The sequence below is a fragment of the Neotamlana laminarinivorans genome (assembly GCF_020523925.1).
In the GTDB taxonomy this organism is placed as follows: Bacteria; Bacteroidota; Bacteroidia; order Flavobacteriales; family Flavobacteriaceae; genus Neotamlana; species Neotamlana laminarinivorans.
This window is the reverse complement of record NZ_JAJAPW010000004.1, coordinates 491,784-516,429: the sequence shown is the minus strand read 5'-3', so window position 1 is coordinate 516,429 and position 24,646 is coordinate 491,784. Positions and strand designations below refer to the sequence as shown.

Genomic DNA, 24,646 nt, shown 5'->3' with positions numbered 1-24,646 from the left:
CTACAAATTTTCTTTATAATCTTGTTCAGCCCCAAAAAACGAGGTACTAAAAATAAGTAGAATTATAGTGTAATACATAACATAACTTACAAAATGAGCAACAACAGCTCCCTTAACACTCCCCAAGGTATTTATAAAATATACACTTGTTATATAAATATTTACAATTAAAAATGCTTCAGTTAAAATGTAGTGCCAAAACATTTTTTTTGCCAAAAACTGATAAGCAATTACTATAGACAATACCTTAATAAAATCACCTAATAATTGCCATAAAAATAAGTCTTCAATGGGCTGAAATTCTTTTGTAAAAACACCTAAAACAATATATTTTTTTAATAAATATATAAGCAACATCCCAGCAATTAATACTGGCACTATTGTTTTATAAAAGCTCCAAACTTCGAGCCTAAAAGCTTTTACTGTTTTAATATCTTTAAAACGTGGTAATAAATAAAGAGAAATTAAAGAACTAATAAACATTAAGTAGTACTTTGATAATCGTGTAATTGCTTCCCAAAAACCAGCTTCTTTGTAACCTATATTTTCTATAATATAAGACCGAATACCAATAGTTACTAATGGTAATAATACAGCTGTAAAAAGTGCTATTACCGAATAAAAACAAAATTTCCTAAAAAACTTAAAATCTACTTCTTTCACTTGTATTTTAGGCAACATACTCTGCCTATTTATAATAGCGACAAGTGTTATTAAAAAAATAATTGACTCAGCAATAGCAACAGAAATTAATGCGCCTTTTAATTTTTCTTGATAAATTAAAATTAAAACTATAGATACACTTAAAATCTGCCCAATTATATTTAGTATGATTAATATTTTATACTTTGAAAATCCATTCATTATTGAAAATGAAAACATATTTAAAGCATAAAAAGGCAAAGCAATAGCAAATATTTTAATTACGTAACCAAATTCATTATAGCTAGGAAAAATAATATCATTAACCCACTCAGAACCAAAATAACAAAAACAAGATACTATAATTGTAGTTATAAAACCTACATAATACACCGTTGAAAGTGTTTTAGTAAGCGCTTTGGAATTTTCTTTAAACGCAGCTACATATTTAACTATACCTTTGTAAAGACCTAGAGTAGCCAAAGATTGAAACGCAGCTACAAAATTTCTTAAGTTACCAATTAAAGCTAAACCAAAAGGCCCCACCATTACAGCTATGGCTTTGGAGGTTAGTATACCTGCAATTATTCTGGTAATTATCGCTACCATATGTAACGATGTTATCTTCACTAAAACTTTATTGTTTATATATGTTATTAATTGCTTCAATTAATATATTTTAATTTAAAAGACTAAATTTTGTAACGAAAAAAACAGCCTAATATTCTTAAACGCTTTAGAACGTGCTTAAATATACAAATCATTTGCATTAATCATAATTTTAAACCTATGAGATATTAATGTTATCGTTAAAAAGTAAATTATATCAATCTTGTAATATATTATTAAAAACAAATCAGAATAAACAATTAAGTCACAAAACATTCAAACAAAAAAAAGTGACTAGTAAAAAACTAGCCACTTTTTCTATGTATTTATAAAACTTTTCTAAATCGACTTATTACGTTTTCTATCTACTTCTTTTAAGTATATTTTACGTAAACGTAAGTGGTTTGGTGTTACCTCAACGTATTCGTCTTTTTGTATGTATTCTAAAGCCTCTTCTAAAGAGAATTTAATTGCAGGAACAATTTTAGCTTTATCATCGGCACCTGCACTACGTACGTTACTTAACTTTTTAGTTTTAGTTACGTTAACCGTCATATCGTCTTGACGCGAATTTTCACCAATTACCTGTCCTTCATAAATATCTTCACCCGGATCTATAAAAAACTTACCTCTATCTTGTAATTTATCAATAGAATAAGGAATAGCTGTACCATTTTCCATAGATACTAACGAACCATTTTGACGCTCAGGAATACCACCTTTTAATGGTTGATACTCTTTAAAACGGTGTGCCATAATAGCCTCACCAGCAGTTGCTGTTAGTAATTGGTTACGTAAACCAATAATACCACGCGATGGTACAATAAATTCGCAAACCATACGCTCACCTTTAGCTTCCATACTGGTCATTTCACCTTTACGCATAGTCACTAACTCTACCGCTTTACCCGAAACGTTTTCTGGTAAATCAATAGTCATTTCTTCAACAGGCTCACATTTTACACCATCAATTTCTTTTATAATTACTTGCGGTTGCCCAATTTGTAATTCGTAACCCTCACGACGCATGGTTTCAATTAAAACCGATAAGTGTAATACACCACGACCAAAAACCATAAATTTATCGGCACTATCTGTTTCTTCAACACGTAAAGCTAAGTTTTTCTCAAGCTCTTTGGTTAAACGCTCTTTAATATGTCTAGAGGTTACAAACTTTCCGTCTTTACCAAAGAAAGGCGAATCGTTAATTGTAAAAAGCATACTCATTGTAGGCTCATCAATGGCAATGGTTTTTAAACCTTCAGGGTTTTCAAAATCGGCAACAGTATCACCAATTTCAAAACCATCTAAACCAACAATAGCACAAATATCACCTGTTTGTACTTCATCAACTTTAATTCTTCCTAAACCTTCAAAAACGTGTAATTCTTTAATTCTATTTTTTACAATAGAACCATCACGCTTAACCAAACTAATTTGTTGGTTTACTTTAAGCTGACCTCTTGTTAAACGGCCAATAGCAATACGTCCTGTAAAGCTAGAGAAGTCTAACGAAGTAATAAGCATTTGTGTTGTTCCTTCTTCAATTTTAGGTTCTGGAATATGCTCAATTACCATATCAAGCAATGGCTCAATATTTTCAGTTGGCTTTTGCCAATCTTCGCTCATCCAGTTATTTTTAGCACTACCATAAACTGTTGGGAAATCTAACTGCCACTCTTCTGCACCAAGCTCGAACATTAAATCGAATACTTTTTCATGAACCTCATCTGGCGTACAGTTTTCTTTATCAACTTTATTTACAACTACGCAAGGTTTTAAACCTAAATCAATTGCTTTTTGTAAAACAAAACGCGTTTGTGGCATTGGCCCTTCAAAAGCATCAACTAACAATAACACACCATCGGCCATATTTAAAACACGTTCAACTTCTCCACCAAAATCGGCGTGACCAGGCGTATCAATAATATTAATTTTAGTGTCTTTATAAATAACCGATACGTTTTTAGACGTAATAGTTATTCCTCTTTCACGCTCTAAATCGTTATTATCTAAAATTAAATCGCCAGTATTTTCATTTTCTCTAAATAACTGACAGTGATACATAATTTTATCAACCAAAGTTGTTTTACCGTGGTCAACGTGCGCAATAATTGCAATGTTTTTTATAGTAGCCATAATAGTGCTTATTTTAAGGGCGCAAAGGTAGTTATAAATTATCGATATTCAACACATTTTTTTTATTTGGGCATTACCCTTTGCAACCCACTAACATTTTAACCTAACACAATGTTTATTAATAGGTTGCAAAGTGTCGCGCTTTCACTACTCGCGCTCTGCGAGGCGCTCAAACATTTAGCCTGCGGTAAGCGCAGTCTAACCGTTCAATCGCTAATGCGCATATTTGCCAAGGTAAATTTCTTAAATCGTAAAATCGAACATATTAAATTCGGGCATTAATAGTATCTTTGTTCTATTAAATTTTAAACTGCACATGAAGCTTCAAGACATCCCTAAAATAAAACATACAAGTAATACTAATTTCTTTTTATTATGTGGCCCTTGTGCCATAGAAGGCGAAGACATGGCTATGCGTATTGCCGAAAAAGTAGTAAACATAACCAATAAATTAGAAATCCCGTATGTATTTAAAGGAAGTTTTAAAAAAGCCAACCGTAGCCGAATAGATAGTTTTACAGGCATTGGCGACGAAAAAGCACTTGAGATTTTGGCTAAAGTTTCAGAAAAATTTGATGTACCAACCGTTACCGATATTCACGAAGTTAGCGATGCAGCCAAAGCCGCTCAATATGTCGATGTTTTACAAATACCTGCCTTTTTAGTTCGGCAAACCGATTTGGTTGTTGCTGCTGCCCAAACTGGTAAAGTGGTAAACCTTAAAAAAGGACAATTTATGAGTCCTGAAGCCATGAAACACGCCGTACAAAAAGTAAAAGATGCAGGTAGCGATAAAGCTTGGATAACCGATCGTGGTACCATGTTTGGCTACCAAGACATGATTGTAGATTTTCGTGGTATTCCAACCATGAAACAATACGCTCCTGTGGTGTTAGATGTTACGCATTCTTTACAACAACCTAACCAAACTGCTGGAGTAACAGGTGGTCGTCCAGACATGATTGAAACTATTGCCCGCGCCGGTGTAGTAAATAATATTGATGGTTTGTTTATCGAAACGCATTTCGATCCTGCGAACGCAAAAAGTGACGGTGCCAATATGTTGCATTTAGATAATCTGGAAGGTTTACTAACCCGATTGGTAGAAATTAAAAAACTAGTAAGCAGTTTTTAAATAAACCAGGCTTTTTTACTCGCTTTAAGTTTTGTTGCAGCTGCAATTAATAAAATTTCGAATGGCTGTTGATTAAAATCTTCAAGACTATAAACTTGCAACGATCTTACTTGTTTGCGCTTATTGTCGTTTTTTAGTTCTGGAAACTCAGACTCGAATAAAATGCCTTGTACAAAAGCCACATCAACATAAGTTTTTCCTTTTAAAACATTTAGGTAAAGTAGCGGCTTTTTATCAATACGATAAAACGGAATTTTGTAACTGTAGTACTCTTCTGCTTCTGGTAAGGTTTTTAAAATAACACTTCGCAAGTAAAGCATTATAGACTGGTATGGCTCTTTCTGATTTATAAAGTAAGCATCAACCGGTTTCATCTAATTTAAAAGTTTCATTTAAAGCTATAAATTTCGAATATAAAGGCTCGTGGGTTTCTTTTGAAATTTTAAAACAATTTTCATCTACAAAAAAATCAAAAACCACACATTTGTAATCTTCGCAACACTCGGGTATGTTATTTTCAATAATAAATTTCATGGTCCTCTTTCTAAACTCATACTCTATTTTAAGTTTTGTGCTCAATACCTCATCGCTAAACGAGCTAGTAGAATTCCAATTAATTTTCATTGCTTACCAAGTTTTTACAGAAAACAAACATATTAATTTTACATTAAATTAACAATTATTTAACACTAACTAACATCTAGCATATTTTATAAATCATTTACTTTGTTTTTCAAAGTACTCTAAGAATGGAATCAAAAAATTATTTAAAAGACATATCAGAAATTAAAAACCTAATGAATAAATCTTCTCGATTTATTTCATTAAGTGGATTATCTGGTATACTTGCAGGCATATATGCTATAATTGGTGCTGCTACGGCATACTTTTTAGTTAAAAACTCTGATCGGGGTTATTTAATTTTAGACGGTTATATTTTTAAACTGTGCATGTTAATTTTGGCATTAGTTGCTATTTTAAGTATTGTAACGGGTATTATATTAACCACTAAAAAAGCAAAAAAGCAAGGAGCAAAAATTTGGGATACCAGCTCCAAGCGACTTGTTTCCAATTTTTTAATCCCACTCATTACGGGTGGTACTTACATTTTAATATTGCTTTATCAAGGTAAATATGGCCAAACAGCAGCCTTAATGTTAATTTTTTATGGCTTAGCTTTAGTAAATGCGTCAAAATATAGTTTTGGTGATATTAAATATCTTGGAATTATAGATATAATTTTAGGTTTGGTTGCTGCCACCTTTCCTGGTTACGGATTTTGGCTTTGGGTTATTGGCTTTGGTATTATGCATATTATTTATGGTGCTTTAATGCATTTTAAATACGACAGAGTATGAATAAGAACTTTTCTGTAATATTAATTGGTATATTAATCGGTATTATATCCGTAATTATATTTAAAAACCCAGATTATTTATTTGTTGGTCTAATATATAGTGCAGTAATATTAATTTCTGGAATTTATTATCATACTAATAAGGTGTTTTATTGGCTTTCCTTTATTTGTATAATACCCTTGGCTTTACTATTTTATTTTCAATTGGTTAACCGTTTGCTTTTTTTATTAAAATACGTTCTTAACATTAAAAACGCTCCGGCATCTCCTTTGGCTTTCCTTTATGGAATATTTTTAGAATTACCTTTTTTAACTTTAATTTCGTTTTATTTATATAATTTTTATTCACATTTTCGAAATAAGAAAACTAGACTACAAACAGAAATATGAGCATTATAAATAACATAAATAAAGCATTCGACCACAGGATTAGATTAGGCATAATGTCTATTTTAATGGTTAACGAATACGCCGATTTTAAAATGCTTAAAGAACTTCTTGAAGTTACCGATGGTAATCTGGCTAGCCATACAAAGGCCTTAGAAAAGGTTGAATACATAAAGGTTGAAAAACAGTTTATAGGCAGAAAACCTAACACACGCTACTCTACCACTAAATTAGGTGAACTCGAGTTTAAAAAACACATAAACGCACTAGAAAAACTAATAAACAAACAGTAATATATTTTTTTCACTTTTAACTTTGAAATACAAAGTACTTTAATAAATTAAAACTATGAACGAAGAACAAAACACACCACAACCTAACCGATTATTTAATTGGTTAAAAACATCAATAACCTCACGAATGTTAATGATAGGCTTTTTAACCCTTGTATTACTTATTCCTTTGGTATTTATTCAAAACTTAATACATGAACGTTCTTACAGACAAACTACAGTAGTTAATGAAATAAATAAGCAATGGGGAAACGAAGTATTTATTTACGGCCCGATTTTAAAAGTGCCTTACAAAAGCTATTCTGAAAAAACAGTTACAGATAAAAAAACAAAACAAGTTTTTACAGAAACCAATGTTATTGTAAAAAACGCTTATTTTTTTTCTGAATCTTTAAACATAAATTCCAGCATAAACCCAGAAACTAAACAACGAGGTATATATAAAACAGCCGTTTATAATAGCGATATAAACTTAACAGGAAGTTTTACAAAACCAGACTTTGGCGAAATTGAAGTTAATGATGATGATATTCTGTGGGACAAGGCTAAAATAATTATTCAATCATCTAACGTTAAAGGCGTAAATAAAGCTAACCTAAAATTAAATAAAACAGAATATAAGTTATCGTCTAAATACAACGGGCAAAAACAAACAGACTACAATAATGCTTCCATACATACACTAGAAACCAAAACATTAAAACGTTTAAATTTTAACAGCCCCATAGCATATAACATAAACTTTAATATAAAAGGAAGTAAACAAATACGTTTTATACCAACAGGAAGACAAACAGAAGCTAGAATAACGTCAAATTGGAAAACAGCGAATTTTATTGGTGAATTTTTGCCTTACAATGGCGACAAAATTAGCAACTCTGGTTTTGATGCGAAATGGAAAATTTTAGATTTAAATCGTCCGTTTTCCCAACAACATTTTAACAGCTTGCCAAATTTAACAGCCTTTTCTTTTGGTGTAAATTTTATGATTCCGGTAGATGAGTACCAAAAAAGTGAACGTTCTGCTAAATATGGCTTTTTAGTTATTGGTTTAACCTTTTTGGTTTTTTTCCTTATTCAAACACTTAGTAAAATAAACATACACCCTTTTCAATATTTAATGATAGGGTTGGCTTTAACCATGTTTTACACATTACTAATATCTATTTCAGAGCACAGCTCCTTTTTAAAGGCCTACCTTATAGCAGGCACTTCGGTTATAACCTTAATAACACTTTACTCTAAAACCATATTAAAAACACTTAAGTTTCCGCTATTCATAGGAACTTCATTAACCACACTTTACGCCTTTATTTATGTAATTATTCAATTAGAAAATTATGCGCTTTTAGTTGGTAGTATTGGTTTATTCTTAATACTAACAACAGTTATGTTTATATCTAGAAAAATAGACTGGAACAACGGTTAATATTATTAGTTAATTAATAAACCTTGTTTAAAAACATATTAAAATTAGGCAAGGTTTATCTTAAAATTTCAAGTATTATGGAAAACATAAAAGAATTATCATTTAATAAATACACAGCATTAAGCACGCTTTCAATAACATTATGCTCTAGCTTTTTTTTACTTCTTGTAAGAATGAAACTAGCCCACTCTTTTCATTACTTATTTTTAATATGGAATTTATTTTTAGCAGTCATACCTTATGCCATAACCACTTATTTAAAACGCTCCCCCAAGCGACAAAACGTAGGTTTGGTGTTATGGCTTTGTGGCTGGCTGCTTTTTTTACCTAATGCCCCATACATTGTAACAGATTTTGTTCATTTAAAATACAACCATAGTAATTACTTTTGGTTAGATGCTTTAGTAATTTCTGCATTTGCTTTAAGTGGTTTACTATTGTTTTACTTTTCGTTATTAGATTTTAATAAAATAATAGCAAAAAAACTTAACACAGAAAAAGCAAACTACCTATCTATTTTAATATTATTCGCATCTGCATTCGGGGTGTATTTAGGTCGATTTTTCAGGTATAATTCTTGGGACATTGTTAGCAATCCTATGAATTTATTTATTGATATTGCAAACTTATTAGTTAACCCAGAATACATGAAAGAATCTTGGATTTTCACAATAACCTTTGGTGTATTTTTATGCGGTGGCTTTTGGGTGTTTAAAACACTAGAACAACAAAAACGACCACATTAATGTTGGTCGTTTCTATTTTTTTCTTGAAGTTTTCTTACTATGGTTGCAGCCATGTTACGCGGTATAAGCCTTGGTAGTGTTGCTAAAAATTTATTAAATGTACCAGGTATAGCATAAGGTTTGCCTTTTTGCATGGCTTTATAACCATATTCTGCTACCGATGCGGCGCAACCCATATTAAATTTAATTTTGTTTTCGCTAGTGTTGGCAGATACTGTTTCTTGAAAGGCTGTTTTAGTTGGCCCTGGACATAATGCGGTAACGGTAACACCTGTGCCTTTTAACTCGTTAGCAATAGCTTCTGTAAATGATAACATATATCCTTTTGAGGCGTAATAAATAGACATTAATGGCCCTGGTTGAAAAGCTGCTAAAGATGACATATTTAATATTTTACCAGAACCGCGTTTTACCATACCTTGCAAAGCCAATTTTGTTAAATGTGTTGCCGATAACACGTGTACGTTTAGCATTTGTAACTCGCGTTCCCAATTGGTTTCTACAAACGAACCAAATAAACCAAAACCAGCATTGTTTATTAAAACATCTAGAGGTTGGTTTACGGTTTCCATTATTTCTATGGCTACATTAGGTTTACTTAAATCTTTTGCTATGGTTATTACCTCAACACCATGACTTTGCTCTAACTCACTTTTAACATCTTTGAGCTTATCCTCATCAATATCCACTAAAAATAATGTGTACTTATCTTTTGCTAATAAAATGGCTAATTCGTAACCTAAACCTGAGGCTGCACCTGTTACTAACGCAGTTTGTTTCATGTAGTTTTAAAATGTATTAAAAACAAATGTATTCTTTTTAGGTTATAAAATCAATTATAATTATTACATGCCTAGTAATGGTATGTGTTTTACTTTATGATATGTTAATGCAAGGGTAATACATTGCTTTATTTCTAACTCTGGAAACGTGCTATTTAAGTTAAATATAATAGCTCGGTTTGCTTGAAATGTTAATGTGTTTTTATATAATATTTTAAATGTTGATACCAATTGCGTAGTACATTGAAAATACATAGCGTACTGATTAGGTGTTTTAGGTTTCCAATCTATTCGTAAGGTGCTTCCGTTTTTTGTTAAATAACTTGGTTCTCCCCATTTTAAGGTTTCTTCTAAGTGTTTTAAATCTTTTATTTCTGAAGCTGTTTGTAAAACTAAACAGCGTAGTTTATCCATTTTTGGTTTTACATGTTCTGGATAATTATTGAATACTTGAGTTACTTTTGGGTGACTGACAATTTGCATAACCTATTACATTGGAATACTTTTTGATGTAATTTACTTATATTAAAAAAGGTTTACAAACTTTTTAATATCTTTGCCGCCCGCGTTAAGGATTGAGGTATTGTTGGAGCTCCTCGCAGAGAGCGACTACCGAAAGCCTGACCCGATAGGGTAACGCCCACTTCTCGATACATCGCGCTTAAGATGCGACACTTGAAGTGACAAGTTAATTAATGCGTTCCCGAATTTAGTTGGGAATTAATTTAATTACGAAAAATTAAAATTTACTATTTAATTATGGGGTCGACTGGTTTTGACAGCGAGATTAATTGAACGGTAAGCACGTCGTGTAATGGCATTGAAACACGTAAAAGGCTAGACCAAATTTTAAACGGCGAGAATAACTACGCTTTAGCTGCATAATCTGAATTATAGTAAGATTGGCCTAGGTACACAAGGTGTACAAGCTTTATGTCTCCGGAAAGCCTTGATTGACGGCGTTCCATTTTGAGGCATCGTAAATGTCAATATAGTTTAAGTGGTGCTTTGATGCTTAAGCGAAACTAAAGAAGCTAAGTTGTAAGTAGGTTGTCTTTAACCAGCTTACAATCGAAAACCTAAGAAAAGAATAAACGTGTAGAAAGCCCTTTGGTTACTTGTTTGGACGAGAGTTCGATTCTCTCCGACTCCACATTTAACGCCTTAAAACGTATGTTTTAGGGCGTTTTTTTTATTAAAAACTTACTATTTCAATCGCTTATCAATAACCAAAACAGGTTTTCTGCTCATTTTTGGGAAGCGTATTTTTTCTATTATTTCCTTTGGATGCAATTCTATTTTTGGAGTCACTCGAAGTTTAGCTCTAAAATGATCTTTTATGGCGTTTAAAAAATCTTTAGAATTATTAGTGGTCGCTATTTTTATACAAATTTCATCGGTGCCAATATTGTTATGGCTTATCTCGATAACGTAACTTTCAACCTCGGTAAAATCGTTTAAAATATTATCCATTGCTGGCGGATACAGCGTGGTGCCTTTGTATTTAATCATTTGTTTTTTTCGGCCAACAACTGGACCAAGCCTTGTGGTAGTGCGCCCGCATAAACAAGCTTCGGTGTGCGCTTTTACCATATCGCCAGTTTTAAAACGCAATAATGGCATACCTTCTACCCCAAGAGTTGTAATGGTTAATTCGCCAACCTCACCTGTTGGCACAGGCTTGTTATTATCATCTAAAATTTCTGTAATAATTAATTCTGGATGCTGATGTCCACCTTTGGAATGTTCGCACTCGGTAAATGCCGTATTCATTTCGGTTGAAGCATAAGTGGAATACAAATTAATATCCCATTTTGCTGTAATTTTTTCGGCTAAAGTATTTAAGGTAAAATCTTGATTTCGCAACGATTCACCTATACAAATCGCGCCTTTTACTCCTGATTTATTGACATCGATACCGTGTGATTCGGCATATTCAATAAGTTTCAATAAAAATGATGGCACCACAATTAAATAGGTAGGATTGAATTTTAAAATAGAATCCCATTGCAATTCTGGAACACCTGCGCCTACACGAATTATGGTTGCACCTAATTTTCTAACACCTAAAAAATAGGCTAAACCTGCCATAAATCGGCGGTCTATGGTGGTCATAAGTTGCACAACATCGCCTTCTTTTACACCTGCGCAAGCAAAGGAAATGGCTTCGTTATAAGCCAAACGATCTAGATCTTTATCGGTTAAACCAAAAATTACAGGGTCGCCCAAAGTACCCGAAGTGGTTACATAATCGCGAATTTTATGCTTTGGCACACATAAAAAATCGTCGTTGTACTTTTGTAACTCGTCCTTTGTTGTAACTGGTATTTTTATTAAATCTTCTAAGGTTTTTATATTAGAAACATCAATATTATTTGCAGCAAAAACACGTTGATAATAAGCCGAATTTTTGTTTAAATAAGCTAACAACGCTTTTAATTTTTCTTCTTGAAAAACTTTTATTTCCTGTGGAGATGCTTTTTCTATATCGGGAATCATTTACAACTTCCTTTTTATTTTTTTAATATACGTTTTTATACGCTCCTGGTCTGGAACCGTTGTAACTTCTTTAGTTAAGGCCGCTTCAAAATTAAGCAATGCAGCCGTATAATATTTCTTTTCATAAAAATACTTTCCTACTAAATAATACGCTTCCCAAAAATTGGGGTTTAACTGCTTAAACACCTCTAAATCGTTCGTGTTAATATGTGTGTTATTTGATATTGCTTCTGATAACTTTCTACTTTCAACACCATAATTTTCATAATTTTTATAAGCTTCAGAATATAAAAACGGATCGGTTTCAATGTTTAATTTTGAAGTTTGATGCGACTGAAAACTTGAATCCGCTTCAGTAAAAACTTCATTTAAATTATAAGCTACAAATTCACCCAAATTATATGGGTTTGAAGACACCCAAACCAAACCTTGTTCCGGCTTAAACACCACGCCATGATGCGCAAGCAACTGATTTAATGCCTTCTCGTTACCATAACCTAATGCCAAATTATTTAAACCATCGCGATCGCGCAATATATTAACAGCCTTTTCTGGCGTTAATTTATCGGTTTCATTTATAAGCTCTTGTAAACGTTCGTATCTGTATTTTGAGTGGCTTTCTTGAATATGTTCGGCATTACGCTCATCGGTTTTATAAGCGTTACTTTGAAAATGATTAGTACATATTAACTGATTAGAATTTGGCACTTGATACACTCCGAAATTTTTAGGAGAAACCTCGATGGTTACAGCATTTTTATCTGCAGCGCTTCCTATAAAAATAGATTCTGAAACAAAAACTTGACGTTTTTTAGCTATAGCTACAGCTTCTTCAATGTTTGAAGCATACTGCAAAATTTCGCGTGTTAAAATAGAAATTGGTGTTTTTGCCACCAGAGGAATTTTAGACTTTCCAGCATTTATTGTTACGGTTAAGCCTTTTTCGTTCATTCCAGAAACAACACCAATCATCCCTGGCCAAGTTACAGACATAAAATTGTAACCACTTTCGGGTTTAACAAAGGCTATTATTTTTTGTTTAGCAAAATCATCGCCTGCATAAAAATCTAAATTCCGCGCTATTAGCATACTGCCATCGCTGGTTTTATCGCCCCAAACCGCAAATGATGAACAACCAACTAAAGCTAAATCTTGAAAGGCATGACCAATATCGTGTGCTCCGTGCAAGTACAAAATGCGCAAATAATCGTCGGCAATATAATCGTAATCATCACCAGCGTATTGGGCTAATCCATAAATTTCGGTTTTAAATTCTTCAGGAATATGCAAATACATTTTACGGTTGTACCATGCCATTAATTTGCGCAATAATTTCTGCTTAAATTTTGAGGGTACCATCGTTTCTACTTTTCCTAAAAAATAAGCTTCTTGTTTAGCAAATAATTCTTGGGTTAACCGTCCTGTTTTTAAACCTAATTGCAACGGATTTCCGCTAACCAACAATTCCCATTGGCCTTGTTTGTTTTTAGTTAGATAGTTATCGACTAAAGCAAAAGTAGAATCGTTTACAGTTTTTCGAGTTGGTATTTCTGAATTAAACTGAGATACATCTGGCTTATCGTGAAGTGATTTAGATACACCACAAGAAACCAAAAGCACAATTACTGCTGATATGCAAAATGCTTTATGTATTTGCCCGAATAGCAATTTCATGCCAACAACTAGTTTATAGTTTTAGATATTTGTGTTTCTTCGTTAATTTTATCGACCAAATAATCCATTCCTAAAATTTCCGAACAGGTTATAACGCCTCCAATAGTAACGCCTAAAATACCATGCATATTTAAACTTTGTCCTGTAAAATACAAGTTTTTAATTTTTGTTTTAGGTGAAACAATAGATTGTAATGGCTTGTTTATATCTTTTACATAACCGTACATAGACCCGTTATGGCTGCCAATATAATCGCGGTAAGATAGCGGTGTGGACGTGTAATATTCTGCAATACAACTTCTAATATTTGGGAATTTCTTCTCTAATTCGTCTATTAATTTTTCAGCTTTTTTAGTTTTAAAAGCTTCATAACTTTCACCTCGGTCGTTTTTCTCTTTTACTGTATTAAAGGTATCGCTCCAGCTTTCAACTTCATCAAAGCGCATGTAGGTCATAACCGTTACGCATTCGGCAAATTCCTCGGTATTTTTACCAACACCAAAAGACATCATATAACCTTCTGGCCAAGTTTCCTGAGTGTAATCTTGAGAATCCCACATTTTATTTACATCGCGAAAATGATAAAAATTATGGTTATAATATTTAAAACTATCTGGTTTAAAAACAATATACAAACTAAAAGGCGCTATGGTGTTTTCTATTGAATTTATTCTGTTTACATAGGCCTTTTTTAAAGGGCTATCGCCCAACATTTGCAAGGTTAACTTAGGCTCTATGTTAGAAATAAATGTATCTGCGCTTACTACTTTTCCGTTTGCACAAATTACCTCTGTAACTCGGCCTTCTTCAGTTTTAAAATGACTTACTTTATGATTTTTATAGGCTTCACCACCAAACGATTTTAACTGCTTAATAAGCAATTTAGTTATTTGGCTACCACCATTTACGCAACGGTAAGCGCTTTCTATATACGAATTAACCGATAGCGCATGCACATACAATGGTGTGTTTTCTTTATAGCCTGCATACAAATAATTTGTTCCTGCAAGAACACCTTTTAGCTTTTCGTTATCTGTTAAAGCATCAATAAATCCTTTTGCAGATTCTTGATAAATTTCTATGTCATACGGATTTCCTTTTTTTACCGAATACAAAGGAAACTTTTGGCAAACCTCTATCATTTTATCACAATAGGCTATAATTGCTTTTTCTTCTTCTGGAAATTTTTCAATAAGTTTTTCTCTAAAATTATCGTAGCCTTGTGCATAAGGAAATTCGCCTTCATAATTATCAAAACTAACCACATCGAAACCATCAATATCTAAACGCTTGAGCTTTAAACCATCCATGACACCTATATACGAGAAATACTTGTGCAAGTTTTGTCCTTCAGCCAAACCTCCAATATAATGCACACCTGTATCGAAAATGGTTTTATCTCTTACAAAGGTTTGCAAATTACCACCAAATTGTTGGTTTTTTTCCAGAACACATACGCTTTTGCCTTCTTTAGCCAAAATAATAGCACTAACAAGACCTCCTAATCCGCTTCCAACAATAACTACATCGTAGTGTTCTTTCATTTAAATTTGATTATTTTTTTAATATAACGAGCTCTTTTTCTTGTAAAAACAAGTTAAAACCATGTGTTTTAATTAACATTTGGCTTAATGTACAACTTTCTTTAAGCAGTACCAATGTTTTAATATTTTCTAATGATTTTAATTGATAAATATCAATTTCTGAATCTATTATTAACACCTCTGAAGTGCTTAGTTTTTCTTTGAAGGCTTCAAAAGTACCAGAATAATCAATTTTATAATGTGTATTCGATAAATATGAATTTTCTAGAATTTTTCTAACGCTCTCATCTTCAATATAGCTTTCTATTTTTAGTGCTGCATTATTTAATGCCATTAAAAAATCTAACTGACCGTTTTTATCTGAAATATGAGAAACTTGTTTGCTTTCGTGAAGCTGTTGTAAAATTTTATAATACTGATTTTTATAAGTTTCTAAATCTGTTTTAACCCATTTGTATAGCGCATCGCCTTTATATCTAAAATCGCATAACACCAAATGATGAAAATAGGTTGCATCTTCGCTTTCCTTTCTAAACTTAAAAAATTCTGTTTTAAAATGCTGACTAATCAACTTGGTTCTTGCTCTAGTTGTTTCACCAAAAGAAACATCGTTAGCCTTTATTCGTTCTAATACTTTAATGGTAATTTTTCCTTTTCTAATAATAAAATCGCCTTTGGAGTTAACTTCAGAATTACCATGAATCATAATAGGCAACACATCTAAATTAAATTGTTCTGCTAAATAAAATGCGCCTTTGTGAAACCTATTTATTTTATTTGTAAACGAACGAGAACCTTCTGGAAACACCATAATACTATAACCTTGTGCTACTTTTTCTTTTAATTGCTCTAATCCGTTTTCTATACCTTCAGACACTGGAAAATATCCAGCTAATTTCATGGCTCTGGCATAAACTGGCGAGTTATAAACCCAGTCGTTTACCAAAAATATAATTTTTGAAGACACCATTTCAATTGTTAAAGTATCTAAAAATGAGGTGTGATTTGCTATGATTATGGCTGGATTTTCAAAATCTTCTTTTACATCATTAATAATATACTTAGGTACAAAAGGATTTGATTTTAATACCGAGGTTAAAAAGCGAGAGGTTAACTTATGAAATGCTAACATATAAGCTTCTTTTTTAGAGGGGCGTATTTTTATGAAAATTGTTGCCACTACCGAAAGACAAACCGTACCCAAACCATAATACGTAAACGACATGGTGCTGTGTAGTAACTCGAACACCGTTTTTGGTCTAGATGTTTTACTTCCTATTAATAATTTAAACAATAGCGGTTGTATCGTAAATGCCATAATCATGGCCGATAAAATACCGATTAAAGACACTACTGAAATAGTATACAAGGCAGGGTGTTTAGCAAAAATAAGTACACCAACACCTAAAATAGTGGTAATTACAGATAAAATTATAGATGTTTTGTGGGTGTTTAACACCGGTTCTCCAGTACGATATTCATGCAATAATCCATTGGTTATAAATATGCCATAATCGATACCTAAACCAAAAATAAATGAGGAAATTATTATATTAAAAATATTAAATTTAATACCCAAAAGCCCCATTAAGCCAATGGTTACAAACCATGTTAAAGCAATTGGCACAACGGTTATAAAGGTTAAAGAAAAACTCTTGTAAGCCAGCAATAGAATGATAACAACTACTATTAAAGAATATAAAACTAAATGATTAAAATCGGTTTTAAGATTTCCTAAAAATTGTTCGTTAATGCCTTTTCTGTCGATAACAACAACATTTTTAACAGTTTTAAATTGATTTGAAAACGCCTCTACATTAGCTTCATCGAGTTTTACTAAAGATGATATGGTATAAAAGTTTTCGCTTTCGCTGATAAAATCATCAACATTTAAAACATTTAATTCTGAAAATTTTGAAGGCTGAATAGCTTGAAAGTCTTCATTAATTAAATTATAAAATTTCTGATGCGTTTCTGGCTTAAATCCTAAAGTTTTACCGCTTTCTATTAAATTTAATTTTACTGAATCCTTATCGTTTTCATTCCAAAATTGTTGCCATTGTTTTATTTTTTCCTTCTGATTTTTCTCAGATTGTACCAAAGCTGCAACCGAACTAAAATCTATAATTTCTTTATTTTTCTTTAATCCATTTAATAGATTAAAAACGGAATCGTTTACTCGTAAAGCTTCTTGTAATGTATTACCATGAGCTGCTACATAAACCGATTTGGACGCCACATTTGTAATTTCCTCTAAATTACTTTGCGCTTTCATTAATTTAGGCGGCTCAAAATTTAGCTTACTTAAATCTTTATTAAAACCAACCTTATTATAAGTAAATAACGACACCATTATTGCCAAAGCAATAACTATAAAAGCAAATTTATTTTTATGAAAATTTATACTTGCAAAAGCATCAATAACCGTATTGGAATAATTTTTTGATTGAGATTTTTTATATAAATGCGGAATTAACAACAAAGCAAAAACAGAAGCTCCTAAAGCACTTACACCTGCAAATAAGCCTAAATCTTGAAGCGCCTGCGAATCTAAAAACAACAAACAGAAAAAAGCTAACGAGGTGGTTACACTACTCATTAAAACTGGTTTTGTTATTTCCTTGTAAAGCGATTTTATATTGTTATTATCGCGAATATGAGTAAGAATATGCAATGCATAATCTAGCGTTACACCTAATAAAACCGAACCAATACCTAAAGAAATAGCCGATATTTTTTCACGGAACAAAAACAACACAGTAATTGCCAAAAGTCCGCCAAAAATGGTTGGAACAAATAAAATAATTGGCAGCAAGAGCTTTCTATAAAATACAATGAGTATTACCAAAAGTATAGTTAAGGTAATGCTAACCGTAAACTGTATATCGTGTTTTATTTGTTTGGCGTTTTCTACAGCTACTAATGCACCTCCAAAATAATCAACACTAACTTTACCTTCAAAACTTGAATTTAAAGTGTAGGCTAAAGCATATAAATTTTCGGAAAGTTTAGCATTTTGTGCCGTTTCACTCGATTTTAACTTTGGTGAAATAAATAACAGAATATGTTTTTTATCGGCGGTAAGCAAATAACCGTTAGATAAATTAAAATCGTTTCCAAGACTTAAACTTTGTAGTTTTTTCAATCCTAAAAAAGATAAACCTAAAGGATCTTTTACTATGGTTTTCTTTAAAACAATTCCAGAAGGCGATACCAAGGTTTTGTAGTTATTTTTAGTAATGGCTGCTAAACTATCTTTTCTTAATTTGTTTTCAATAGTTTTATAATCTTCAGCATTTAAAAAAAGTGGTAAATTGTTGTAAACAAAGTCGAGTGTGTTTACGGTGGCTTCATCATCAATTTTACCCTGAATATTATCAACATATTGACTAGAAGTTGCATTTAAACTATCTAAAAAAGCATCAGCAAATGCGGTTAAATCATTTAAATTGCCTTCATTTTCTAAAGCTATATTTACTATAATTTTATCGGCAAACTTCATCGATTTAAACACTTTACTAGCGTTTTCGTTGCCTTTATTTATTGGAATAAGTTTGGTAATATCTTCTTCAAACTCAATTTTAGTTGACACAAAAATTAAGCCTAACAACAGTATTAAAAAACCCGTAAAACCAAGGGTTTTATTTTTTTGGATCGTGTTATATATGCTGAAGAAAATCTTAGCCATTATTTACAATTACGTTTTTATTTCTAACTAAATTAAACAATAAAAAACTGAGTGCAGTTAACACTAGCGAAGCTATAGTTGCTAAAACGAAACTTCCAACAATGTAGGTTTCCAGGTGTTCTAGAATCACGAAATCTTTAGTTAAATCGTCTAGTTTATAACTAAATTCTACACCGTAAATGTACTGCCCTATTTTAGAGCTAGAATAAATTATAAAAGGTATAAACGGAGGCAAACTAACATTGGAAAATGCAAAGGCAATGGTTTTATTCAACTTAAAAAGCATGGCTAAAAAAATAACTGTAACCGTATGAAATCCCCAAAGCGGCGATAAACCAATAAAAACACCTAAACCAACCGAAAGTGCCTTCTTTTTTGCTGAATCTTGGCTTCCTAAAAAGTCTTCTAAAAAAAAACGTTTAATGCCTTTTTTTTTTAATCTGCGAAATAAATCTCGAGGTTTTATGTAAAGTACAGTTATGAGAACTAAAACTGTGTTTAATACACTAATTCTGGCAAAATCTATTGTTGGTCTAAAATGCGAAACCCGTTCACTCATATCATACAACACTTTTACAGGCATGTTTTTAACTTCAATTCCTGCCCAGGCTAAACGAACAATAACTTCAATTTCGAACTCGAATTTATTAGTGAAAAATTTACGTTTTTTTATAGCGTGTAATGGGTAAAGTCGGTAACCAGATTGTGTATCTTCTAATTTTATTCCGGTTTCAAACCAAAACCAAAAATTAGAAAATTTATTACCAAAACTACTTTTTTTAGGCACACCTTCTTGACTCATATTTCTTGAACCAATAAGCAATAAATTTTTATCTGGATGCGCTTCTAAAGCATTAATAAAACTAGGAATATCCTCAGGAAAATGTTGCCCATCAGAATCTATAGTAATGGCAAAATCGTAACCTTTAGTAATGGCAAATTTAAAACCTTCGCGTAGCGCTTTTCCTTTTCCTTGATTTTTTTCAAAGGCTATAACATCAACCTTTTCGGTGTAATTTTCAAGAATATTTGGCGTGCTGTCTGTAGAACCATCATTTACAACAATTACGTTGTTAGAATAGTTTAAAACGCCATCAATAACCCGAACCAATGTTTTTACATTGTTGTAGGTTGGAATGATTACGCAAATGCTGGTTTTGGTTGATTGGTTTTTCATTTGCTTTTATTTTACTGAAAGTGCTTATTTTTTCAAATTACATTGAAATTTCGGCCTTTTCTTCATCAGTAAAAACTTTCGATTGCAAGATATAATCTTCTATATAATTTTTCAAATCACTATCGGAAATACTTTTTAAAGCATTTAAAAGTTTCGTTTTATCTTCAGTAATATGCTTATTATATCCTAAAATTTTAGGTGAGTTTTCTTGAATACTTAATCTAACTAATCGTGATTCTAAATCGTTCGGGCTTTTTTCAATAGCATGTTCTACCCACGAAACGCCTTCAATAAACCCTTCTTTTTTATCTTTAATTTTCTCAGCATTTTTAGCTTTTAAGGCAATAACCGCGCCTTTATAAGCAACCAACGCTGGTTTATCATTTTTTGTTACAGCCGCTAAGATTTTATCGAGTTGCTCTGTTTTTTCTTGGCTTGCGGCCGATTGTTTGTACGTTTCTCTAACCGATTTTAAATCGATTTTTTGTGGTACAACAACCAAAAACAATAAAAAAGAAATTAATAGTTTCATTTTAAACCACTTTTAAATTCATACTAAGTTTAAGTGCAATAGTATCGTTAAACTTGGTTACGTTTTTTACTTTATAAACGCCTTCAACTTCGGTAATATTTAAAATAAACTCTAAATCTGGAGTAACTTCTGGATTAATAATTTCCATGAATTTTACATTACTAGACGATTCCATAAAAAGCGATTTTTCAACCACTTTACTAGTAATATCTTTCACTATTTGCATAATACAAACACCCGGAGTTACAGGGTTTCCAGGGAAATGACCTTTAAAAACCTCATGGTTTTTATTAATAGTTACAGCAGCTATAGTTTGCCCGTTTTCGGTTTGTATACTGTTTATTATATAGAAATCTTTTAAAAGCATATTTAAAATTTAAATTTATAGATAACACCTAACTGAAATACCTTATTTAACTGATTTTCGTCATTATAGTTATTTGTATCGTCATTGTTATCATCATAATCATTATCGTTAAACAAATCAAGATCTACTAAACCTTGTTTTATTCTTGCTTCAACAACTAAACCAAACGGAAACTCGTAACCTAAACCACCAAATATGCTAATATCTATTGGAGATAAGTCGTAATCAACTTCATCATTTACAATATTTACCCAGTTATAATCCACGTTAACATCTATACTTGGGCCAACAATTAAATGCAAACCTGTACCTTTTGCTATAAAAAACTTATTGGCCAACCCTAGCGTGACGTATTTTAAATCGATATCCTCTTGATCTGTATATAATGCTTCGGCGCCTTGAGTACCATAATATATTTCGGGCTGTAATGCATAAAATTCTGTAAATTTTAATTCACCAAACACACCAATGTAAAACCCCGTTTTGCCTTTATAAGTCTCAGCTTTAGTAATTTCTGAAAAATTAGCTCCAAAACGAAGTCCTGGTTTAAATGTTACTTGCGCAAAACTTATTGAAACCAGTAAAAAAAGCAGCAAACTAAGTAGTTTATTTTTCATTATTTATTGATTTAAGGCGTTTAGTTTAATGTGTAATTTTATAGATTGATGCACAATCTCAATTTGTTGTGCAATATTATTCTTTATTTTGCTGAATAAAAAAATTGTTTTAGCCTTTTGATGTTTTACTTTTTCAATTTTAGATAAATCTGAATTTAAAAAATAATAGTACAAATCGGTTTTAGCACTTTCGGATTTTAAAACATTGAAGTTATCTTTTTTGAAAGCTGCCGTTACCGGAAGATTGGACTTTATTAAGGTTGAAAAATCTTCTTGCAAAATATTAATCAGCATTTTTTTATTTAAATCTTCAAGTATATAGTTTACTTTGAAGCCATCATCAGCAAAAGAAAAATCGAAAATTTTGTTACCAAACTCGGTAGTAAACGCCACACGATGATTGTTTTCTGCAAGTTTTTTTACAATTAATAAACCTCCAAAATTATTACCATAAACCGTTATATTCGATTTGTAAACATAATCGGTTACTTTGGAGTCGAAATACTTATTTTCAATTGATTTTGTTACAACGGGTTCACTTTGCAACTCGTATTTTTTACTATACGAACCACATGAAACCAACACAAAACAAAAACTAATTATTAAAAATCGCATTGCTAATTGTTGAATTTAATACACGGTTTGTAAATGCAATTTTTGTATAATCGCCTGAAGACTCAATCATTTTTATAGTCTCAACATCGCCTTTTTCGCTAAAAACTATATGGAAACTTTTTATGAACTCACTCATTTTTGAGTCTTTAGGCTCAAACTGAACTAAGCTACCTTCTTCAATATTAAAATAAGTAATAGCAAACTGCACATCATCAAACATATCGCCTTTTACACTTTTAACGATTAAATTATTAAGCTCTGTAAACATTTTACTCGAACCAACATCTACTTCACTTTTACTGCCTTCGTTATTTATAAATAGGGTTTTATTTTTAAATATAACGCTGTATTGAAACGGCTTTACGTAAGCCCACTTTACAAAATCGGGCGATTTAAAATGTAATTTTCCTTGTGTTACTATATCATTCGATAAAAAATCGAGATGCTTATACTGCGTAAAATCGCTAACAATAGTTTTAGTTTGCGACGCTCTATTTTTCACTAAAGCTTTTAATGTTTCGGCTTCGGTATTTGTCATTTTTTGCTGCGCACCAACTAAAGATGACATAAACAAAAAGACCAATAAAATTTTATTCATAAGGTTGTAAATCGCATAAAGCATCAACAGTTACCGATGCTAAATTTTTCTTTTGTAAAAATAACAATAATTGTTCCAAAACGATGAGCGATTTCTCGCTAGTGTCGTGCAACAGAATAATATCGCCTGCTTTTAAGCATTTTGTTATTCTATTTAAAACAGATTCTGCACTTCTTGAAGTTGTATCGAGCGAACGCACATTCCAACCTACCGAGGTTAAACCTAAAACCTTCACCGCTTTAGCTATATTAGGGTTTGTTACTCCAAATGCAGGTCTATAAAATTTCATTTTTAGTCCTGTAATTTCTTCAATCACTGCATTCGTTTTCTTTAATTCTGAAATGACTTTTTTGGTAGAAAAAAATCCGAAGTTATTCGCATGTGAAAACGTATGATTGCCAATGGTATGACCTTCGGCAATAATTTGTTTTAAAATTCCTGGATAATTTTTAGCCTGTTTACCAATACAAAAAAAAGTGGCTTTTGCATTAAACTGGTTTAAAAGCGATAATACTTTAGGCGTGAACTCTGTATTTGGGCCATCATCAAAGGTAATTGAAACTGCATTTTTAGATGTTTCTGCATTTGAAAGTACCGATTTTAAATGATAATTCCAACCAATTAAACCCGAGCCTAAACCTGTAATTACAAACCAAATTACAACTACCAAAACCATGAAAATCCAACTGCTATTACAAATAATTAAACCAAGTAAAGCAATACAACTAACAATGCTTATGGTTTTAAAATTTAGCATGATTTTAATAAAGTAAAACTATGATTTTGCCCACGATACTGGTTATAAAGCAATACATTTTTTATTTCTGAAGGCATGTCGCCTTTTAAAACCACAGCTTTTGGAATGGTTTGTGATTTTAAAACTCGGGCAGCAAGCCAAAACCCAAAAGAGGATGCGGTATGAAACTCGCCCGACAAATGTTTGTAATATAATTGCGGCGTGTCTTTTAAGCTATTTTCGACTAAAACATCGTAAAACCCATCGAATTCTACATCGCCATTACAGCCTAAAACAACAGTACTTAAATCTTGCATGCTGAGATTTTGTTCTTTTAAAAACGCTTTAAGCTCTGTTTCTAATTCATCGGCTTCCAAAGTGTTAATTAGTTTCACACCAACAACCTCAGCGTAGCTCGTTTCAGATTTTTCATTTGAAATCACAAAGAAATTAGCGCCTTCGCTAAATACAGCACCTTTTGATTTATTTTCCAGTAATTTTGAAGCCTCAACAACTTCAGATTTTATATGATTTACCGCTTTATGAATTTCTATAGTATGTGGTGCCAATTCATCTACTCCACCTATTAAAATAGAATGGCTTTCCTTTAATTTTAATTGTAAAAGCGCATCTAACAAGGCCGATTCAAACGAAACGGACGCATGCACATAGGTAAAATTGTAACCCTTGCAACCTATATCTAAAGCTATTTGGCCACCAACTGTATTGTGCGTAGATTGTATAAACGGTGTTGGTGTTAAATATTGCTCGTCATTATCTAAAATAGCACTTAAAAACTTTTCGGAATCGCGCACACAACCCATTCCAGTTCCGGTAATAATGGCATCTACATTTTCTAAATTTGCTTCTTGTAAAGCGGTTCTTGAGGCCGCAATTCCCATTTTAATGCCTTTTGCCATACGTCTTGCAGCTGCTGGTGAAATAAATGCTTTATAATTAACATCTATTGCCGGAATAACGTTTTCCGTATAAAATTCAACTGTGTTTAAAAACTCAGAATTATCAAACGTATTTTGAGCAGAAATACTTCCTAAACCATTTATGTAAACCTTTTCCATA

Annotated in this window: 23 protein-coding genes and 1 other RNA gene; 6 read left to right on the top strand and 18 right to left on the bottom strand. The window is 31.9% G+C overall.

Translation table 11 applies throughout. The features are described 5' to 3' along the window. Positions 1–1,311 (bottom strand): O-antigen translocase, encoded by a 1,311-nt coding sequence (locus LG649_RS11735; protein ID WP_226544000.1) that lies wholly within the window; start codon positions 1,309–1,311, stop codon positions 1–3. A 279-nt stretch (positions 1,312–1,590) separates the two neighbouring features. Further along, complete coding sequence (gene typA / locus LG649_RS11730) at positions 1,591–3,390, bottom strand: translational GTPase TypA (protein WP_044633200.1); 1,800 nt, start codon at positions 3,388–3,390, stop codon at positions 1,591–1,593. Between the two features lie 316 nt (positions 3,391–3,706). Here typA and kdsA point away from each other — a divergent pair, with 316 nt between their 5' ends. Next, complete coding sequence (gene kdsA / locus LG649_RS11725; RefSeq protein WP_226543999.1) at positions 3,707–4,525, top strand: 3-deoxy-8-phosphooctulonate synthase; 819 nt, start codon at positions 3,707–3,709, stop codon at positions 4,523–4,525. On the opposite strand, the gene LG649_RS11720 is transcribed toward kdsA, so the two are convergent. After that, positions 4,522–4,899: a DUF1801 domain-containing protein gene (locus LG649_RS11720; RefSeq protein WP_226543998.1), complete on the bottom strand. Its 378-nt coding sequence runs from the start codon at positions 4,897–4,899 to the stop codon at positions 4,522–4,524. The genes kdsA and LG649_RS11720 overlap by 4 nt on opposite strands. Next, positions 4,886–5,149 carry a hypothetical protein gene (locus tag LG649_RS11715; RefSeq protein ID WP_226543997.1) on the bottom strand — a complete coding sequence of 88 codons (264 nt, stop codon included), beginning with the start codon at positions 5,147–5,149 and terminating at the stop codon, positions 4,886–4,888. Before LG649_RS11715 ends, LG649_RS11720 begins: the two co-directional genes overlap by 14 nt. A gap of 125 nt (positions 5,150–5,274) precedes the next feature. Here LG649_RS11715 and LG649_RS11710 point away from each other — a divergent pair, with 125 nt between their 5' ends. The 4 genes from LG649_RS11710 to LG649_RS11695 all read left to right on the top strand — a co-directional run bounded on the left by LG649_RS11710 (position 5,275) and on the right by LG649_RS11695 (position 8,737). Next, a complete protein-coding gene (locus LG649_RS11710) occupies positions 5,275–5,883 on the top strand; it encodes a hypothetical protein (RefSeq protein ID WP_226543996.1) in 609 nt (202 codons plus the stop codon). A gap of 385 nt (positions 5,884–6,268) precedes the next feature. Beyond that, a complete protein-coding gene (locus LG649_RS11705; protein ID WP_226543995.1) occupies positions 6,269–6,562 on the top strand; it encodes a winged helix-turn-helix domain-containing protein in 294 nt (97 codons plus the stop codon). 55 nt (positions 6,563–6,617) lie between these two features. Then, entirely contained in the window at positions 6,618–7,991 is a 1,374-nt protein-coding gene (gene creD / locus LG649_RS11700; RefSeq protein ID WP_226543994.1) for a cell envelope integrity protein CreD, read from the top strand. A gap of 77 nt (positions 7,992–8,068) precedes the next feature. Next, on the top strand, positions 8,069–8,737 hold the full coding sequence (locus tag LG649_RS11695; protein WP_226543993.1) for a DUF1361 domain-containing protein: 669 nt from the start codon (positions 8,069–8,071) through the stop codon (positions 8,735–8,737). Here LG649_RS11695 and LG649_RS11690 read toward each other — a convergent pair. Next, a complete protein-coding gene (locus LG649_RS11690) occupies positions 8,734–9,519 on the bottom strand; it encodes an SDR family NAD(P)-dependent oxidoreductase (protein WP_226543992.1) in 786 nt (261 codons plus the stop codon). The genes LG649_RS11695 and LG649_RS11690 overlap by 4 nt on opposite strands. A gap of 63 nt (positions 9,520–9,582) precedes the next feature. Next, positions 9,583–10,002: a DUF1801 domain-containing protein gene (locus LG649_RS11685; RefSeq protein WP_226543991.1), complete on the bottom strand. Its 420-nt coding sequence runs from the start codon at positions 10,000–10,002 to the stop codon at positions 9,583–9,585. A 278-nt stretch (positions 10,003–10,280) separates the two neighbouring features. Here LG649_RS11685 and ssrA point away from each other — a divergent pair. Next, positions 10,281–10,675, top strand: a transfer-messenger RNA (tmRNA) gene (gene ssrA / locus LG649_RS11680). Positions 10,676–10,725: 50 nt separating this feature from the next. Here ssrA and LG649_RS11675 read toward each other — a convergent pair. The 12 genes from LG649_RS11675 to LG649_RS11620 form a co-directional block, all read right to left on the bottom strand. Then, entirely contained in the window at positions 10,726–12,018 is a 1,293-nt protein-coding gene (locus LG649_RS11675) for a phenylacetate--CoA ligase family protein (RefSeq protein WP_226543990.1), read from the bottom strand. Continuing rightward, a complete protein-coding gene (locus LG649_RS11670) occupies positions 12,019–13,692 on the bottom strand; it encodes a C45 family autoproteolytic acyltransferase/hydolase (protein ID WP_226543989.1) in 1,674 nt (557 codons plus the stop codon). Positions 13,693–13,700: 8 nt separating this feature from the next. Continuing rightward, positions 13,701–15,236 (bottom strand): phytoene desaturase family protein, encoded by a 1,536-nt coding sequence (locus LG649_RS11665; protein WP_226543988.1) that lies wholly within the window; start codon positions 15,234–15,236, stop codon positions 13,701–13,703. Positions 15,237–15,246: 10 nt separating this feature from the next. Continuing rightward, positions 15,247–18,828, bottom strand: coding sequence for an MMPL family transporter (locus tag LG649_RS11660; RefSeq protein WP_226543987.1), 3,582 nt, complete (start codon positions 18,826–18,828; stop codon positions 15,247–15,249). An 88-nt stretch (positions 18,829–18,916) separates the two neighbouring features. Beyond that, on the bottom strand, positions 18,917–20,101 hold the full coding sequence (locus LG649_RS11655) for a DUF2062 domain-containing protein (protein WP_226543986.1): 1,185 nt from the start codon (positions 20,099–20,101) through the stop codon (positions 18,917–18,919). Positions 20,102–20,138: 37 nt separating this feature from the next. Then, on the bottom strand, positions 20,139–20,633 hold the full coding sequence (locus tag LG649_RS11650; RefSeq protein WP_226543985.1) for a hypothetical protein: 495 nt from the start codon (positions 20,631–20,633) through the stop codon (positions 20,139–20,141). A gap of 1 nt (position 20,634) precedes the next feature. Further along, on the bottom strand, positions 20,635–21,000 hold the full coding sequence (locus LG649_RS11645; RefSeq protein WP_226543984.1) for a hotdog family protein: 366 nt from the start codon (positions 20,998–21,000) through the stop codon (positions 20,635–20,637). Positions 21,001–21,002: 2 nt separating this feature from the next. Next, the gene (locus tag LG649_RS11640; protein ID WP_226543983.1) at positions 21,003–21,617 is read right to left on the bottom strand and encodes a porin family protein; all 615 of its coding nucleotides are present in this window, start codon (positions 21,615–21,617) and stop codon (positions 21,003–21,005) included. A 3-nt stretch (positions 21,618–21,620) separates the two neighbouring features. Next, a complete protein-coding gene (locus tag LG649_RS11635) occupies positions 21,621–22,232 on the bottom strand; it encodes a hypothetical protein (protein ID WP_226543982.1) in 612 nt (203 codons plus the stop codon). Beyond that, entirely contained in the window at positions 22,213–22,830 is a 618-nt protein-coding gene (locus LG649_RS11630; protein ID WP_226543981.1) for a LolA family protein, read from the bottom strand. The genes LG649_RS11635 and LG649_RS11630 overlap by 20 nt, the downstream gene beginning before the upstream one ends. Continuing rightward, complete coding sequence (locus LG649_RS11625; protein ID WP_226543980.1) at positions 22,823–23,587, bottom strand: polysaccharide deacetylase family protein; 765 nt, start codon at positions 23,585–23,587, stop codon at positions 22,823–22,825. Before LG649_RS11625 ends, LG649_RS11630 begins: the two co-directional genes overlap by 8 nt. After that, positions 23,581–24,645, bottom strand: coding sequence for a beta-ketoacyl synthase N-terminal-like domain-containing protein (locus tag LG649_RS11620; protein ID WP_226543979.1), 1,065 nt, complete (start codon positions 24,643–24,645; stop codon positions 23,581–23,583). The genes LG649_RS11625 and LG649_RS11620 overlap by 7 nt, the downstream gene beginning before the upstream one ends. Position 24,646: the final 1 nt, after the last annotated feature.

Coding starts and splice junctions, on each gene's coding strand:
- typA (WP_044633200.1), bottom strand. CDS start 3,390: ATGGCTACTATAAAAAACATTGCAATTATTGCGCACGTTGACCACGGT.
- LG649_RS11630 (WP_226543981.1), bottom strand. CDS start 22,830: ATGAATAAAATTTTATTGGTCTTTTTGTTTATGTCATCTTTAGTTGGT.
- kdsA (WP_226543999.1), top strand. CDS start 3,707: ATGAAGCTTCAAGACATCCCTAAAATAAAACATACAAGTAATACTAAT.
- LG649_RS11715 (WP_226543997.1), bottom strand. CDS start 5,149: ATGAAAATTAATTGGAATTCTACTAGCTCGTTTAGCGATGAGGTATTG.
- LG649_RS11635 (WP_226543982.1), bottom strand. CDS start 22,232: ATGCGATTTTTAATAATTAGTTTTTGTTTTGTGTTGGTTTCATGTGGT.
- LG649_RS11625 (WP_226543980.1), bottom strand. CDS start 23,587: ATGCTAAATTTTAAAACCATAAGCATTGTTAGTTGTATTGCTTTACTT.
- creD (WP_226543994.1), top strand. CDS start 6,618: ATGAACGAAGAACAAAACACACCACAACCTAACCGATTATTTAATTGG.
- LG649_RS11665 (WP_226543988.1), bottom strand. CDS start 15,236: ATGAAAGAACACTACGATGTAGTTATTGTTGGAAGCGGATTAGGAGGT.
- LG649_RS11710 (WP_226543996.1), top strand. CDS start 5,275: ATGGAATCAAAAAATTATTTAAAAGACATATCAGAAATTAAAAACCTA.
- LG649_RS11690 (WP_226543992.1), bottom strand. CDS start 9,519: ATGAAACAAACTGCGTTAGTAACAGGTGCAGCCTCAGGTTTAGGTTAC.
- LG649_RS11640 (WP_226543983.1), bottom strand. CDS start 21,617: ATGAAAAATAAACTACTTAGTTTGCTGCTTTTTTTACTGGTTTCAATA.
- LG649_RS11670 (WP_226543989.1), bottom strand. CDS start 13,692: ATGAAATTGCTATTCGGGCAAATACATAAAGCATTTTGCATATCAGCA.
- LG649_RS11620 (WP_226543979.1), bottom strand. CDS start 24,645: ATGGAAAAGGTTTACATAAATGGTTTAGGAAGTATTTCTGCTCAAAAT.
- LG649_RS11695 (WP_226543993.1), top strand. CDS start 8,069: ATGGAAAACATAAAAGAATTATCATTTAATAAATACACAGCATTAAGC.
- LG649_RS11675 (WP_226543990.1), bottom strand. CDS start 12,018: ATGATTCCCGATATAGAAAAAGCATCTCCACAGGAAATAAAAGTTTTT.
- LG649_RS11705 (WP_226543995.1), top strand. CDS start 6,269: ATGAGCATTATAAATAACATAAATAAAGCATTCGACCACAGGATTAGA.
- LG649_RS11650 (WP_226543985.1), bottom strand. CDS start 20,633: ATGAAACTATTAATTTCTTTTTTATTGTTTTTGGTTGTTGTACCACAA.
- LG649_RS11685 (WP_226543991.1), bottom strand. CDS start 10,002: ATGCAAATTGTCAGTCACCCAAAAGTAACTCAAGTATTCAATAATTAT.
- LG649_RS11655 (WP_226543986.1), bottom strand. CDS start 20,101: ATGAAAAACCAATCAACCAAAACCAGCATTTGCGTAATCATTCCAACC.
- LG649_RS11720 (WP_226543998.1), bottom strand. CDS start 4,899: ATGAAACCGGTTGATGCTTACTTTATAAATCAGAAAGAGCCATACCAG.
- LG649_RS11645 (WP_226543984.1), bottom strand. CDS start 21,000: ATGCTTTTAAAAGATTTCTATATAATAAACAGTATACAAACCGAAAAC.